11 protein-coding genes and 3 pseudogenes are annotated in these 15,532 nt (G+C 61.2%); 9 read left to right on the forward strand and 5 right to left on the reverse strand.

Annotated features, from left to right (window positions below; genetic code table 11):
- The first annotated feature begins 18 nt into the window (after positions 1–18).
- Both KY49_RS36205 and KY49_RS24860 read left to right on the forward strand, forming a co-directional pair.
- A complete protein-coding gene (locus tag KY49_RS36205) occupies positions 19–1,026 on the forward strand; it encodes a fimbrial protein (protein ID WP_080407822.1) in 1,008 nt (335 codons plus the stop codon).
- Between the two features lie 296 nt (positions 1,027–1,322).
- A pseudogene (locus KY49_RS24860) lies at positions 1,323–2,617 on the forward strand (IS701 family transposase).
- A 502-nt stretch (positions 2,618–3,119) separates the two neighbouring features.
- Here KY49_RS24860 and KY49_RS36215 read toward each other — a convergent pair.
- Positions 3,120–3,470, reverse strand: coding sequence for a DUF4148 domain-containing protein (locus KY49_RS36215; RefSeq protein ID WP_071749599.1), 351 nt, complete (start codon positions 3,468–3,470; stop codon positions 3,120–3,122).
- Positions 3,471–3,968: 498 nt separating this feature from the next.
- Positions 3,969–5,363: a flavin monoamine oxidase family protein gene (locus KY49_RS36220; RefSeq protein WP_082062437.1), complete on the reverse strand. Its 1,395-nt coding sequence runs from the start codon at positions 5,361–5,363 to the stop codon at positions 3,969–3,971.
- Between the two features lie 72 nt (positions 5,364–5,435).
- Here KY49_RS36220 and KY49_RS36225 point away from each other — a divergent pair, with 72 nt between their 5' ends.
- Together KY49_RS36225 and KY49_RS24870 are read left to right on the forward strand one after the other, a co-directional pair.
- Positions 5,436–6,002, forward strand: a complete 567-nt coding sequence (locus KY49_RS36225) for a TetR/AcrR family transcriptional regulator (protein WP_071749596.1) — start codon at positions 5,436–5,438, stop codon at positions 6,000–6,002.
- A gap of 173 nt (positions 6,003–6,175) precedes the next feature.
- Positions 6,176–7,477: an NAD(P)/FAD-dependent oxidoreductase gene (locus KY49_RS24870; protein ID WP_042587130.1), complete on the forward strand. Its 1,302-nt coding sequence runs from the start codon at positions 6,176–6,178 to the stop codon at positions 7,475–7,477.
- A 165-nt stretch (positions 7,478–7,642) separates the two neighbouring features.
- Here the strand turns inward: KY49_RS24870 and KY49_RS24875 are convergent.
- Positions 7,643–7,897: pseudogene (locus tag KY49_RS24875) on the reverse strand (IS3 family transposase); the annotation flags it as partial.
- 87 nt (positions 7,898–7,984) lie between these two features.
- On the opposite strand from KY49_RS24875, the pseudogene KY49_RS36230 reads away from it, so the two are divergent.
- From KY49_RS36230 to KY49_RS24895, 5 genes and pseudogenes are all read left to right on the forward strand, one after another.
- Positions 7,985–8,170, forward strand: a pseudogene (locus tag KY49_RS36230) (IS3-like element IS407 family transposase); the annotation flags it as partial.
- Positions 8,171–8,263: 93 nt separating this feature from the next.
- Positions 8,264–8,710, forward strand: a complete 447-nt coding sequence (locus tag KY49_RS24880) for a helix-turn-helix domain-containing protein (RefSeq protein WP_231636480.1) — start codon at positions 8,264–8,266, stop codon at positions 8,708–8,710.
- Between the two features lie 69 nt (positions 8,711–8,779).
- The gene (locus tag KY49_RS38765; RefSeq protein WP_071749595.1) at positions 8,780–9,082 is read left to right on the forward strand and encodes a transposase; all 303 of its coding nucleotides are present in this window, start codon (positions 8,780–8,782) and stop codon (positions 9,080–9,082) included.
- Between the two features lie 290 nt (positions 9,083–9,372).
- Positions 9,373–10,041 (forward strand): response regulator, encoded by a 669-nt coding sequence (locus KY49_RS24890; RefSeq protein WP_042587131.1) that lies wholly within the window; start codon positions 9,373–9,375, stop codon positions 10,039–10,041.
- A gap of 10 nt (positions 10,042–10,051) precedes the next feature.
- A complete protein-coding gene (locus KY49_RS24895; RefSeq protein ID WP_042587132.1) occupies positions 10,052–13,075 on the forward strand; it encodes a hybrid sensor histidine kinase/response regulator in 3,024 nt (1,007 codons plus the stop codon).
- A gap of 404 nt (positions 13,076–13,479) precedes the next feature.
- Here the strand turns inward: KY49_RS24895 and KY49_RS24900 are convergent, their stop codons facing one another.
- Positions 13,480–14,877, reverse strand: a complete 1,398-nt coding sequence (locus KY49_RS24900) for a sensor histidine kinase (RefSeq protein WP_042587133.1) — start codon at positions 14,875–14,877, stop codon at positions 13,480–13,482.
- Positions 14,864–15,529 (reverse strand): response regulator transcription factor, encoded by a 666-nt coding sequence (locus KY49_RS24905; protein WP_042588711.1) that lies wholly within the window; start codon positions 15,527–15,529, stop codon positions 14,864–14,866. Before KY49_RS24905 ends, KY49_RS24900 begins: the two co-directional genes overlap by 14 nt.
- Positions 15,530–15,532: the final 3 nt, after the last annotated feature.

Consider the following 15,532-nt stretch of genomic DNA (forward strand, 5'->3'; position numbering starts at 1 on the left):
AACTTGCGCGACGGGCACATGTCGTCTCGTGCCAACGAGCGCATTTTGGAAGGATCAGATGTGAAGAAAATATTTGCTTATTGTTTGGCCGCCATCCTGATCTCTGCGTCGGGAATTACATATGCGGAATGTAAATTCGCCAATTCGAAAAGCGAGCTGGTAGTAAATTTCAATCTCCCTGCGGAGATCACCGTTAAACCGGGAACGAAGGTCGGCCAGGTCCTGGCCGATGCAACATTTGTTCCCGACAAGGAAGCATATGCATACTGTACTCCGCCAGGGAGAGTAAATCGAAGTGTTTATGGCGGTGCGAGGGTGAATGGCGGGGGGATACCTTACGTCTACGCAACCAATATTCCGGGTATCGGATTGGCATTCTATGACGAGTATAAATCGGGCGATGCGCGGTATTGGGGGGAGGGTGATGGCGGTAGTCACGTGGGATGGTGGTCATGGGGGGCAGGTGGCGGGTCTTCGAAGCTCGGCGTTAAAGTCATTCTTACCGGGCCGGTCGGGGTAGGGGATATCCCGGCAGGAGCCGTGTATGCAAAAATGACACTCGACGGTTTGGGCGTGGCGATCCTGCGTACAAATGGTACTAAAATCAAAACGCCGGCGTGCTCGGTTCCAAGTATAAATGTGGATATGGGGGCAATAAAAATGAATGAATTTTCAGGGCCGTCGTCCACTGCAGGAGACAGAAGCTTCGACATTCAATTGAATTCATGTCCGCCGGGGCGTAATGCCATTTATTACCAGTTTGATGCGACCACTCAAATTGTTCCCGGGGCCGGGAATTCCGTGGTTCAGTTGAATGGATCGTCAAGCGCGAGCGGGATCGGCTTGCAGCTACTCGACGCAAGTGGCAATCCCGTGCCGTTCGGAGCCGCTTCGAAATTTTCGGGTTATTCCGGTCAGTCCGGGAGCTACACAATGCCGTTTCGGGCGCGTTACTACCAGATCGCACCCACGGTTACGCCCGGCACCGCGAATACGGCGATTACGATCACGATGAGCTATGAGTGACAGTTCGTTCGACGATGGCGGTTGCGGATTCCATAGTTTTGTCGAAGCGAGGGGGGCATATTGGGTCCGGCAGTGCCGACCGGGTCGCGCGTTTGCGGTACGCGACTGAATGGATGAACGATGCTTGGGATGGAGCCTTGCGCGGCGATGGGACCAGATCGTCCGGCCCAACCTGTCCGAAGCCGAGGGGGGCAGTTTAATATCGAGATATAATTTGCGCGGACTTTGCAATAATCTTACTGTGTCAATAAATTCATGCCACTATAGGAACTTCTTCATCCATGGCGTGAGGAATGATGGACTTGGAGACGTCATTCGAGGCATATCTGGCACATTTGTGTGAAGCGCTTGGGCATAACGACCGCGAATCAGGATTGAGGGGCTATTGCCAAGGGCTGATGCTGCCAATTCGGTGCAAGAGCGTCGAGCCGCTGGCTGCACATCTGGAGCCGGAGCATGTGGGTGCGCGGTACCAGTCGCTGCATCATTTCGTGGCGAAGTCGGAATGGTCCGATGAGGCGCTGCTTGAGCAGGTACGGCGCTGGGTGCTGCCGCATATGGATCCGGCGGGCGGGTTGTACTGGATCATTGACGACACGGGTTTTCCCAAGAAGGGCAAGCATTCGGTTGGTGTGGCGCGGCAATATTGCGGTCAACTGGGCAAGCAGGACAACTGCCAGGTGGCGGTGAGTCTGTTGGTGGCGACGGCAGAGGCAAGCTTGCCGGTGTCGTATCGGCTGTATCTGCCGCGTGAATGGAGCGACGCTCCCGAGCGACGACAGAAAGTTGGCGTGCCCGAGCAAATCGAGTTTGCAACCAAACCGGAGATTGCGGCCGGGCAGTTGTGCGAAGCTCGGCAAAGCGGCGCGCCCGACGGTGTCGTTCTGGCCGATGCTGGCTATGGAGACGACACCTCGTTTCGCGAGGCCGTCGGCGAACTCGGATTGCAGTATGCGGTGGGCATTCGCTCGAACACACGCGTATGGGCGCCGGGTTCGGCTCCTCTGCCGCCAGAGCTCTCCGCGGGGAAGTCGGGCCGGCCGCGCAGCTTATTACGGCGCGCGCCGGGGCATGAGCCGATCGGCGTCAAAGATCTGGCCTTGACGCTCGATGCCTCGCACTATCGCACGGTGATATGGCGTGAAGGCACGTGTACCGCACTCAATTCGCGCTTTGCCGCCGTGCGTGTGCGTGCTTCACACCGCGATTACTGGCGGCCCACACTGCGCGATGAGGAATGGCTACTGACCGAATGGCCTGAAGGTGATGCGGAGCCGCTCAAGTATTGGCTTTCGACTTTGCCCCCAGACACGACACTCGATCGTCTGGTTCATGTCGCCAAGATGCGCTGGCGTATCGTGCGGGACTATCAGGATCTCAAGCAGGAATTCGGCTTGGGACACTTCGAAGGACGTGGCTCGCGTGGATTCCACCACCACGCATCATTGTGCATTGCTGCCTATGGGTTTCTTGTTGCTCAACGCCTTATACAAGGCGGCAGTAAAAAAACTCCGCGATCCGCAATCCATTTGCCTTACCCTCGGATTACGTGCCACGCGGGTCCCCAGCGCGCGCAGCGCCACGTGGCTGATTCCATCACCACGCTGCGCTGGCGTATCGCTGCCTACATCGCGCGCCGGCTCCAGCGATGTCCGATTTGTTCAACTTCCAATGCTGATTTATTGACACAGTAAGACTTCTATGGGGCATCGGCCCGCGCGCGGGTGACTGCGAAGGCACGGTGTGGTGGGATGAGGCTGCAGACGAAGTCCGCGACGTGATTGCCGCGCGCTCTATGGGTGACGCTGCGGCGGTGATCGGATGGTGGCATCACGACTGGACAGAGGCATCCGACACGCCGCGCGATGCGGCTACAGGGGCGTGCGGCATCTGAATATGTCGCACGCCTTGCCATTCTGCTGATGCAGGCACCGCACTGACTGTGTTCGGTCGCAATTACAGCCACTTTGGCCTGCCGCCGAGCCGAGAGGGGTGAATTCCGTCTTTCTCCGGCAAAATGGGCGTGGCCTGCTGATTTGCGCAGCCTGCGAGAATGCAACAAATAAGAATGGCCGAACCAAAGAAATTTAATGTCATTTTTTGTTCATACCCGTTGGGTGACTCGCCCCTGCCTCATGATCGGGAGAGATTGTCTGTGACGGACGAGCCATTTTCAGATCGAATTCGGAACAATAGTCACGATTACCGTACCGGGTTTGATAGAGCTGCCTGTTGCGTTTGATGGCATCCTCGCCAAGTGGATACTGCGAGCGGGCGGTTGGCACCAATCCGCGGCGTTGTGCATCGACCAGCTCACAATATACTTGTTTGCGTGTTTTCGGAGCGGCCGGTAGACCATCGATCATTCCCGCGGTTTCAGAGGCGTAAGCGGCCAGGGGTGTAAGGAGAGAAACAAAAATTGCCTTCTGAATGGCGTATTTCATGAATAGACCTATAATTAATTAAAGAAGCGAGAGATGGAAGTGTGCGTAATTTTTCTCTCTGCGTTTTATCGATTAAACAAATTTGTATGCCGTACGTCGAGAATATCGCGAGGCGACGCCTGTGATGGGTGAGTCACATGTGATTTCGGTCGATTTTCGTTGTCGAGAATTGCCAGTCGAGCGTGTACCTCGACGCTCGATGCGCGGCAGATCATCAAGTCTTCATCTTAGTCATATTCCATTCTGTGGAAAATTACTGAATCCAGTGGATGCAATGAAGAATAATAAATAATTCAATCGAACAGAATTTTGTAAAATTGATTGAATATCTATGATGCGTGCACCTATCTTTGCGCAATTATCTGCTTCTGCTCGAATTGCCATCTGCTGCTGCGATACTCAAGCTATCCACGCCAGTTTCTTATCATCCTTCTCCAATCAACCTTCAGTCCATGGCTTATTTGATATTGAAACCATGGTCGCATGATGATCTGTTAATCAGCCTAGAATTCTCGAGGCCGCACGCCAACCAGACAGCAACGCGCCGTGAACCGTTCCGCTGTAGTCCTCGTGTGTTGCTTCGCCGGCGAAGAACACGCGGTCGGCGATCGGCGCCGCGAGCAATTGACGATCTCCCTGTCTACTGCCTATAGCAGGAAACGAGTAGCTGCCACGTGAAAAGGGATCAGCACCCCAACGGGTAACACGATATCCCGTCGGCTCCAATATGCGCGAACCATAGATGCTAGCCAGCCGCTCCATCGCATCCCGGACGATTTCGGCGTCTTTCATTCTCTCGATACGACGTGCGGCGTCCCCGCCGTTGAGTGCACAGAGGATCGGTGCGTTAACGATATGCTGCAATGTGTACCAGTTCGCCCATTTGCCATGCTGGTTGCCCCGCTGCGAAATCACGGGAACATTATCCCAAAACACTTTCGGAAAACGTAGATAGAGCTTGTCATAGATACCCATGCCCAGCCGCTCGATCGCACCGAGTTTTTCATCAGGTAACTCGGGCGTGAATTTAACTGTCCGCGCTTTAAGGACACCCAACGGTAGGGTGACGATTGCTCGATCCGCCTCGAGGACGCCACGGTCAGTATGAACACGCACTCGATTTCCACCGTACTCGATCTGAGTAACCGTTTGGTCAAAGCGCACGTCCAACCCGAGTGAGAGACGATCGACCAATTGACCATAGCCTTGGGGAAACACAACTTCATGACCGCCGAAGTTTGCACCTTCATCTAGTCCCCATGCAGCGATTTCGTTAATCCCGGCACCAAAGTTATCCTCTACTACTCGATTCTGCAGTTCGAATACGTTTTCCCTGCGTGTCTCACTCATACTGCTCTTACTGAGAACTTCAAGTAATGCAGTACCAGCCGCCAACTTCGATGAAGCCTTCTCAGCGAACTTCAACAAATGGTCGTTGACATATTCCTGATCACCACTCAATTGCAGTAATTGAGCGGCCGACACGAGCTGGCCATCGACGGTGTAGAGCCGGCTTACTTTCGTGTTTTCGGAAAGTGTGCCCGTGTCATAGATCACTGTAGGGAGCTTGAATTCCTTCACCATTCGAGCAACGGGATTGAATCTAACCCCATGAATCCACGACGCACCAAGATCGACCGGGACATCTTCCCAGGTCCGATCAGTCCAGATTCGACCGCCAATACGGTCGCGGCCATCAAGAACGACGACCTTTTGACCGGCTGCCTGCAACTTGCGCGCAGCGGCAATGCCCGAAATACCGGCGCCGATAACCAACGTGGTCCCTTTTCTGTTCGGCTGATGACCGGCTGTTGCCGCGCGCTGGGAGATCAAGGTGGACGCGGTCAACATCAATGCAAAGCGCCGCGCTCTATTGCGCCTGGAAAACAGCATGATAGACTCCGGAGTGACTGTGAATGTTCAAACGATACATAATTGTACCACAAAGGTCAACTTTGATCCGCGATGCCCAATCCAACTGAAGATATCCTCGATGCTGCCGCAACCGCGCTTGCCCGAGACCGGAGCGCCTCACTGCACCACATCGCAAAAGCAGCAGGCGTAAGCAGAACGACACTGTCGCGTCATTTCCCGACGCGCGAAGCGTTGATCGCAGCGCTTGTCGATCGTGTATTTGGCGAAACCTTGTCGGCTCTCGATGCTGCAGGATTGGATACCCAGCCAGTCGACTCAGCGTTGCAGTCCCTCGTCGGGAGTTTTGGAATAATTGGCAGAGCCTGGGGGATTGGCTACGGCTTGGGATATAGCTGGAATGAGTTATCGAAATTGGTACCCGGCATGGCAGAGCGCGTAGATACAATCGAATCGCGATTGAAAGTCTTCTTTGAGCGCGGGCAGCGAGAGGGCTTCTTCAGACAGGACGTTCCAGCGGCGTGGTTGGCAGGCGCATTGCAGGGCTTGGCTGAAACGACATCCGACTTGATTGCCGATGAAGCGATGGGAACACGCCAGGGACCGGACTTTCTCGCCAAGATGTTTCTGTACGGCTCGCATAGCCCAGCTTCACGATAAGTGTTCACGAAAAATTCGTTTGGAAAGCGGAGCCGTAGCCGCGCAGCAGTTCGGCGAGCTCGGCGTCGATGGTTTCCTTGGTCCAGGTGACGAAGTTGCGCCATCGGTATTCGTAGCAACGCATGCGCGTTCCATATGTAGGCAAGCCATAGCTTTTTTACGTTCTCGCAATCATGCAGACATTCGTGAACCAACCGCACGTTGCGTCGTACTACGCGGCGACCGCCAACGATACGACCCGCCATGCGCCGCTCGCCGGCGCGACCGACGCCGACGTGTGCGTGATCGGCGCAGGCCTCACCGGCCTGTCCGCCGCGCTGAATCTCGCCGAGCGCGGCCATTCTGTGACCGTGCTCGACGCGTCGCGGGTCGGATGGGCGGCGAGCGGCCGCAACGGCGGTCAATTGATCGGCGGCTTTGCGTGCGACATCGATACGTTCGCGCGCTTCATGCCGGAAGACGACGTGAAGCGGATCTGGGACATGGGGCTCGAGACGCTGTCGCTCGTGAAATCGCGCATCGCGAAGCACGACATCGACTGCGCGTTCACGCCGGGCTACGTCACCGCGGCGAACACCGCGCGCGACGCCGATTCGCTCAAGCGCTGGCGCGACGACGCAGCGAAACGCTTCGGCTACGACCGCTTCCGTTTCGTCGACGAAGCGGACCTCGGCGGCTACGTGCAGTCGTCGCGCTATCGCGGCGGCTTGTACGACCCCGACAGCGGCCATCTTCATCCGCTGAACTACACGCTCGGCCTTGCGCGCGCGGCGAGCGCAGCCGGCGTGCGGATCCACGAGGACAGCTGCGCGACGCGCATACGCGACGTCGCGGGCGGCCACGTGGTCGAGACCGATCGCGGACACGTGCGCGCCCGCTTCGCCGTGCTCGCGTGCAATACCTATGTCGGCACGCTCGCGCCGGCGCTCGCGAAGAAGATCATGCCGGTCGGCACGTATGTGATCGCGACCGAGCCGCTCGGCGACGCACGCGCGGCGGCGCTGATGCCTGCGCGCGCAGCGATCTGCGACAGCCGCTTCGTGCTCGACTACTTCCGGCCGGCGCCCGACACGCGGCTGCTGTGGGGCGGCAAGGTCAGCTACTCGAAGCGCCCGCCGCGGCGCCTCGCGGACGCTATGCGCAAGGACATGCTGAAGACGTTCCCGCAGCTCGCGGATGTGAAGATCGACTACGCGTGGGGCGGCTTCGTCGACATGACGATGAACAGCGCGCCGCATTTCGGGCGCGTCGCGCCGACGATCTATTTCGCGCAGGGATTCTCCGGGCACGGTGTGAACACGACCGCGCTTGCCGGCAAGCTGATCACCGAAGCGATCGACGGACAGGCGAGCCGTTTCGATCTGTTCGGCAAGATTCGCCACCGCGACTTCCCGGGTGGCGCTGCGCTGCGCACGCCGGCGCTCGTGCTTGCGGTGAGCTGGTATCGGCTACTCGACGCGCTCGGCCTTCACTGAGCGGTGGTAGTGCGTCGGCGAAGCCAACCATGGTGAACCGGATGACTTCGGATCCGGGATCGATCAGCCAATGCTCAACGAAGCAAGGGGCGCGCTCGCGAAGGCGCTGTCGCGGACAAAGAGAACTGTCCGGTTTGGGGGGGGCGGCGGAATTCTTGGACTGGTTTATGTCGTCAGGCCGAGGCTCTCCCGGTATTCAATCGGACTGCGTGCCCCAAGCGAGATCTTGATCCGTTTCTCGTTGTACCAGCGAATGTATGAGTCAACGACCTCAATGAACTCGTCGGTGCTGACGGTCTGCAAGTCCCGAGAGTAAGACAGTTCCTTTTTTAGCCGTCCAAAGAAGCCTTCGCGCGCTGCATTGTCGGGCGAGCAGCCCTTGCGCGACATCGAGCGAATCAATCTTGCATCACGTATCCGGTGACCTGCCCCCCAGCAAACCGGGCCAGTCAGAAGTGCGAAGTTCGGCGGCATGGAGGTGTCGGAAGCGCGCCGGATGAAGGGGATCTGGAAGCGGAGAACATCTCCGAACGCCGCGCCTGCCGGCTTGTTGGGATATCTCGCAGCGTGTTGCATTACGAAGCGCTGACGGCGCGCCTGGTGGAACTGGCGCATGAGCGCCGGCGGTTCAGCTACCGCCGGCCGCATGCACTTGGGGAGCGCGAAGGCATTCACGCGTATCACAAGCGCGTGCATGCGTTTCGTAAGTGGATCTAGTAAACGCATTTGGATTCTGTTGACTTCGGTGGAACGCAACTGCCGGAGTGCTGGATGAAGTGTGTCGTTATGCTGAACGAAGCCGAGGAGCTGATGTTGCAACAACTGTCGATCAACCACCGGCATCGGGACTTTCGCACGCGCGCGGCAGGGCTGCTGATGCTCGCGAGTAAAGTCCGGCCGGCCGAGGTGGCTGCGAAGCTCGGCGCGACCGACCAGTCGATCTACAACTGGGCTCGTGCTTGGCGAGAACAGGGTGTAGTCGGATTGCTGGTCGGTCACAAAGGCGGTCGGCCTCGCGCACTGCCCGATGAAATGGTCGCCGCCGCCGCTCAGTTTGCGCAGGCCGGATCTTTGACGCTGGGGCAAATCGCCCAACGGCTGGAAGCCGCGTTCAATGAACCGCTGCCGTGCCGACTCGAAACGTTGAGCGCCGCGCTCAAGCGCAAAGGCTTCTCGTTCAAGCGCAACCGATACGCGCTCAAAAAAAGCGCGACGAAGCAGCCTTCGCCGTGAAGCAGTCCACGCTCGCGAAGCTCCAGCAGGCGGCACGGCAGAACGCCGTTCGGCTGTTGTATCTCGACGATGGACTTCATCGATGGCCTGCTCGCCGCAGGCGACGGCCGCCCCACCGCGATCGTGCTGGACAACGCCAGCATTCATCACGGCATCGACGCCGCGACTCGCGATCGATGGCCGATGGATCACCGAGCCCTGCTGTTCTATCTGCCTGCCTACAGTCCCGAGCTCAACAAGATTGAGATCGTCTGGCGGCAACTGAAATACCGATGGCGCAACTTCGTCACCTGGAACAAGGAAACCATCGACGCCGAGCTCGCTGAGCTGATGCGCGGCTACGGCTCCGCTTTCCAAGCGAATTTTTCGTGAACACTTAGTTCGTTCGACGATGGCGGTTGCGGATTCCATAGTTTTGTCGAAGCGAGGGGGACATATGGGGTCCGGCTGTGCCGACCGGGTCGCGCGTTTGCGGTACGCGACTGAATGGATGAACGATGCTTGGGATGGAGGCTTGCGCGGCGATGGGACCAGATCGTCCAGCCCAACCTGTCCGAAGCCGAGGGGGGCAATTTAATATCGAGATATAATCTGCGCGGACTTTGCAATAAGAACATGTGGCATGCTTGATCGGCGCCGCATTCCTGGATAAGGGGAGCCCGATGGACGAATTTTTGATACGGGTGATTGTGGCGGACGATCATCCGGTAACCGGGCACGGCATTGCGCAGGCGCTGAACGACATGCCGACGATCGAGGTGGTTGCGGTCGTGCCCGATGCGGCGACTCTGTTCGCGAAACTCGACGCCGCGCCTTGCGACGTGCTCGTGCTCGACTACGTGATGCCCGATGAGCAGGGGCAACATGGCGATGGTCAGACCTTGATCGCGTCGTTGATCCGCCGCTATCCCGAGTTGTGTCTCGTGACCGTCACGATGCTCAATTCGCCAGCCATCTTTCGTGCGCTGCAGACGCTCGGCGTGCAGTGCATCGTCAGCAAATCGGACGGCTTGTCGCCTCTGGTCCATGCGGTCCATGCGGCCCGCGCGAAGGGATTCTATCTGTCACCAACGGTTGCTTCGCTGCTGGCAAAGACCGATTCGGACGGCGGTAGCGTATTGTCGCAGCGGGAATCCGAAATCGTCCGTCTGTTCCGCGACGGATACAAGGTGTCCGAGATTGCGGAAAAGCTCCATCGCAGCAAGAAGACCATCAGCGCCCAGAAACTGGCTGCGATGCGCAAGCTCGGTATCGCGCGAGACGCCGATTTGATCAAGTTCGAGGGCGATCTTGGCGCGGAGAAGACGGACGGCACCGAGTCCGGAGACTGAGCGGCGAAGCATGCGCTCGATCGGAAGATGGCCTGTCCGGGCGGGGTCGAAACGCCGGGGCGAGTTCGACCCACGCTGGATGCATGCCTATCAGCGGACGTTGCTCGTGACGGGTGGCGCGATACTCGGTGTCTTCATGGTGCTGTGCGCCGCAGCGATGACGTGGATCGAGATCGGCGATTTTCATGCGGCAATGCGCGTGCATTTCCTCGTGGAAAAATCGCGCTTGCTCGTCGGCATGTCGTCGCATGCGACGCTTCTTAAGCGGTTGACGTCCGTCGCGGAAGGGGTGTGGGATCCCGGCGCGAGACCGTCACCGGACATGGAAGCGGCGTTTGCGGCGCGAGGCGGCATCGTGCGTCGCGACACGCGCCAACCGGATGTGATCTACGCGGGTCAGGTCATTCACGATCAGGCGCATCCATTGCGCAACTACATGCCGCTGCTTGCGTTGTGCGAGACCTTGGTGGCGAAGGACGCATCGCGCAGACACACGACACCGGTGCGGACTCACGTTTACGTGACCAGTCCTGATGGCAGATTCGTTGGCGCACTGGTGAAGGCGCCATCCGGTGTGCCGAATCAGGCAGCACTCCACAATCTGGCGGCGGCGCTGTCGCGCGCATGGCCCGACGTCCTTGCCATGGCAAGGGAGGCTTCCGCGCATCCCGATCGCACGCCGGATCAGGTGATGTGGCTGCCGCCCCGGGAAGATCCGATTACGGCGGAGCGCATGGTGCGCGTAGCGAACTGGGTATTCGATCGCGACGATCGCCCGGTGGCGCTGATCGTGCGCGCGTTGCATCCGTCGGATGTCCTCGACGGTCGCGGTATCGACGACCGCGACGGCGCGATCGCAGTGATCGACTCCGCCCGCAACGTGTTGATGCAGTGGCCCGACGGCCGCAGTGCCGGGCTCGCGCAAGCCGTGCGCGAGTTGCCGCACGACGAGGCCGACGCGACGGAACAATTTCTGCACGCCGGTCGCTATATCGTCTACGACGGCATCCTTGATACCGACTGGGCGTTCGTTCGCCTCTATTCGGCACGCACCGTGCTGAGCGGCATTGCGCCGCGGGCCGCCGCGATCGCGGCCTTCACGTTGCTCGGGCTTGCGATTCTTGTGACCGGCCTCGTCCTCATCGGGCGGCGCATTCTCGAACCGTCCTACCTGCGCGCGCTGCGGCTGCAGGAAAGCGAGCAGTTGAACCGGACGCTGATCCGCACCGCGCCGGTCGGCCTCGCGCTCATCGACGAAGCGAACGGCCGCATGCTCTTGCGAAACGAAGTGATGTCGCGCTACGAGGGCGGTTGTGACGGCGATGCGTTGTCGACGCGGATCCGGCAAGCGTTCGGTCAAATGCGCGACGAGCAGGCCGCAACACGCCGTCAAGCGCTCGCCGCGCTCGAGATCACGCTCGGTGGCAGCGACTCCGCGAGCGAAACGCACGTCCTCGTCCACCTCGCCCAGGTCAGGTATCGCGGTGCGAACGCGATGCTCTGCACCGTCGTCGACATTACCGCGCGCAAGCTGACCGAGCAATCGCTCGAGGCCGCGCGGCGCGCGGCCGATCAGGCGAACCGCGCGAAGTCGGTATTCCTCGCGACGATGAGTCACGAGATCCGCACGCCGCTGAACGCGGTCATCGGCAACCTCGAGCTCATGAAGCGCGGCGCGCTGCCCGACATGCAGCGCCGGCGGCTCGAGATCGTCGATTCGTCGTCGTCAGCGCTGCTGCACATCCTGAACGATGTGCTCGATCTGTCGAAGGTCGAGGCGGGGCAGTTGCGCATCGACGCAGTGCCGTTCGACTGCGCGGCGCTGTTTAGCGAGGTCGTGGAGTCGTTCCGACCGCTCGCCACGGGGAAGAGGTTGAGCCTGAACTGCGAGATCGCGCACGACCTGGCGCCGCACCGCGTCGGCGATCCGATCCGGATCCGGCAGATCGTGTCGAATCTGCTCGGCAACGCGATCAAGTTCACCGAAACCGGTGGCGTGACGGTTGTCGCGCGCGGCCATGTGGCCGACGGGAACGAATTCGTCGACATTCGGGTCATCGATACCGGCATCGGCATCGCCGAGGACGCGCAAGCGGCGATCTTCGAACTCTACCAGCAGGCTGACGAATCGATTCATCGGCACTATGGCGGAACGGGCCTCGGTCTCGCGCTTTGCCGGCGTCTCGTCGATGCAATGCACGGCCGGATTGCAGTCGTCAGCGCGCCCGGCAAAGGCAGCACGTTTCGTGTCCACATCCCGCTGCCGATCTCGGCCGACAGACCGGAAATCGGCGAAGCATCGGGCGATGCGCGTGACGCTGCGAACATCGTGGGCGACGACGGCATGCCGATTCGTGTGCTCGCCGTTGAGGATCACCCGGCGAGCCGGCTGCTACTGGCCGATCAATTCGGCGAGTTGGGTGTCGACGCGATGCTCGTCGAGCGCGGTGCGCAGGCGCTCGACGAGCTGGGGCGAGGCGCCTTCGACATCGTCCTGACCGACCTGGGCTTGCCTGACATGGACGGTTGGGCACTCGCGCAGGCCGTGCGAGCAATCGACGTAGATCTGTCCGTCGTTGCGATGACGGCCCATGCGAGTGCCGACGACGAACGGCGATGCGTGGAGGCCGGCATTCGAGCGTTGCTGCCCAAGCCGCTGACGCTGCGTGCGCTGCGCCAGACAATCGGCGCGCATGCGCGCGGTTCGCGCGCCATGTGGCGGGCGGACACGTCGCGCGCAGACAGCGTGTCGCCCGATACCGTGCTGGCTGCGATGCGCAAGGTCACGCTGACATCGTTCGCGGCGATCGACCACGCGCTGGTCCTGAGCGATGCGGGAACGGTCGCGCGTGAGCTTCATTCGTTGAGTGGCGGATTCCTGTCGGTCGGCCAACGCGTGCTCGCCGAGCTCTGTTCGGGGTTGCAGCAGGTGGTGCACGACGAAGGAGCGGACGTGTTCGCCGAGTTGTGGCCTGCGCTGCGCGGTGAGCTGGCGCAGGCGCTTGACGGATTGCCTGCGGCCGGGCGCGCGTAGACATCGACCGTGAACCCGCCGAATGCCGCGATCGTGCCGGTCAAAGGATCGCTGCCGACCGGAAGGAACATCTTGCCGAAGATCGGCGCGGCCGCGAATGGCAGGGTTCACACCCGCACGCGTGACGTCAAGACAGGAGTCGTGTTTTACAGGGGCGAATGACGGACAAAAAATGGATGACATGAATGCGGTGCATGGGGTGCGTGTGCGGCAATGCGCGTGCTTCATCCCCATCGCCATGCCGTGGATCCTGTGCTGAGGCAAGCGCAGTGTGCGACCCGGTGATTGATCCGGCGCCGGATGTCAGTCGAAACGGGTTGTACGACGCGTCCCGTGTTCGGATCGGGGCGGGACGCCAAGTCGGCGTCGCGGCGCTCAACCCGCTATGCGACCCGTTGCAACGGTCAATCGAACCTGCCGCGCGGAAACGTCAACACCACCGCAAACCCGCCCGCTGGCGGAAACGCGAAGCCGACGCTTCCGCCATGCGCTTTCATCACCTCCTGCACGATCGCGAGCCCGAGCCCCGAACCCGTGCGCCGTTCGCTGCCGTCCGGCGCGATCCGCACGAACGGCTGCAATGCCGCGTCCCAGTGCTCGCGCGGGATGCCGCGGCCGTTGTCGGTGACGGTCAGCGTGACCGCGTCGCCGGCAGTTGCGACCGACACCGCGATGTCGTCCGCATGCCCATGCAGCAACGCGTTGTGCAGCACGTTCGACAGCGCCTCCTGCAGGCTGATTGCGTCGCCGTCGATCCACGCGTGCGGCGCGTCGCTGTCGAATGCGACCGCCACGTCGCGCGCGTCGGCGAGCGGGATCGTGCGCCCGAGCACTTCCTTCGCAATCCCGACCAGTTCGACCGGCTGCAGCGGAACGACCTCGGTGCGATGGATCACCATCGCGTGATTCAGCAGTTGCCCGGTGAGCCGGCCGACGTCCGCGCAGGTCGCGCGCAGCGCGTCGAGCCGCGCCGCGTGGCGCGCCGGGTCGGCTTCACTGCCGAGCAGCTCGATCTGCGCATCGAGCCGCGCGAGCGGCGTGCGCATCTGGTGCGCGGCGTCGGCGATGAAGCGCTGCATCGCCGCGATCCGCTCCGCGAGGCGGCGCATCAGCCCGTTGATCGCGCCGATGATCGCGTCGATCTCGCTCGGCGTGTCGACGGCCACCGGCCGAAGATCGGCGGGATCGCGCGCGGCGATGATCGTCTCGATCTGCGCGAGCGGCCGCAGCCCGCGCCGGATCGCGAGGCCGCTCGCGCCGATCGCGAGCACGCTCATCAGCAGGATCAACGTCCACACCTTGAAGCTCATGTCGTTCGTCAGCTGCTGACGCGCGTTCGTCGTTTGCGCGACGGTGACGAGCGCCCAGCCGGGCGTGCGCTCCTCGGGCATGTAGCGCGCGATGGTCGCCATCCGGATGCGCTGGCGCTGGTAGGCGCCGTTCGCGAACGCGGGGCCCTGCCGCGCGGCGGCGAGGGTCGCGGGGCTCGCGAGATCGTTGTAGCCGGCCACGACGACGCCGCGCGAATCGACGACCTTGTAGTAGACGAGGTCGTAGCGCGACAGCGTCGACAGCGCGGCGACCGGCGGATTCAGCGCGAGCACGCCGCCCTGCACGTAGAGGTTCTCCGCGACCTGGATCGCGGCGCCGGCGAGCAGCTGGTCGTACGCGCGCTCGGCGGCGACGCCCGCGTAGTAGCGCGCGATCGCGGCCAGCGCGAGCGCGCCCGACGCGACGACGAGCGCGACGAACAGCAGCGTGCGCCCGAACAGCGTCTTCGGAAACCAGTCAATGCGCGGCAATCTGATACCCCATCCCGCGCGCGGTGCGGATCTCGACCGAGCTGCCCTGCAGCTTCCGGCGCACGCGCGTCACGTATTGCTCGACCGCGTTCGCGCTCGGCTCGTTGCCGAAGCAGAACAGCTGGTTCAGCAAGTCCTCCTTCGAAAAGATCCGCTGCGGCCGGCTCGCGAGAATCTCGAGCAGCGCGAATTCCTGGCGCGACAGCGACAGCGGCCGGCCGTCGAGTTCGGCGAGGCGGCTGCTGCGATCGATCGTGAGGCCGCCGAGCGTCAGCACGTCGTTCGCGTGGCCGCTGTTGCGGCGCAGGAGCGCCTGCACGCGCGCGTCCAGTTCGCGGTAGTCGAACGGCTTCACGAGATAGTCGTCCGCGCCGAGCCCGAGGCCGCTCACGCGGTCGTCGATCGCGGAGCGCGCGGTGACGAGCAGCACCGGCGTCGTGCTGCCCGACGCGCGCAGGTGGCGCAGGATCGCGAAGCCGTCCATCGAAGGCAGCATCACGTCGAGCACGACGAGATCGAAGCGCTCGATGCGCAGCAGGCTGCTCGCCGTCGCGCCGTCGGTCTCGAGGTCCACCGCGTGGCCGAGCCGCGTCAGGCGGCTGCGGATCGCCGCACCGATTTCCGCGTCGTCTTCTACGACGAGAATGCGCATGTT

The organism is Burkholderia sp. MSHR3999 (genome assembly GCF_000833595.1).
In the GTDB taxonomy this organism is placed as follows: domain Bacteria; phylum Pseudomonadota; class Gammaproteobacteria; order Burkholderiales; family Burkholderiaceae; genus Burkholderia; species Burkholderia ubonensis.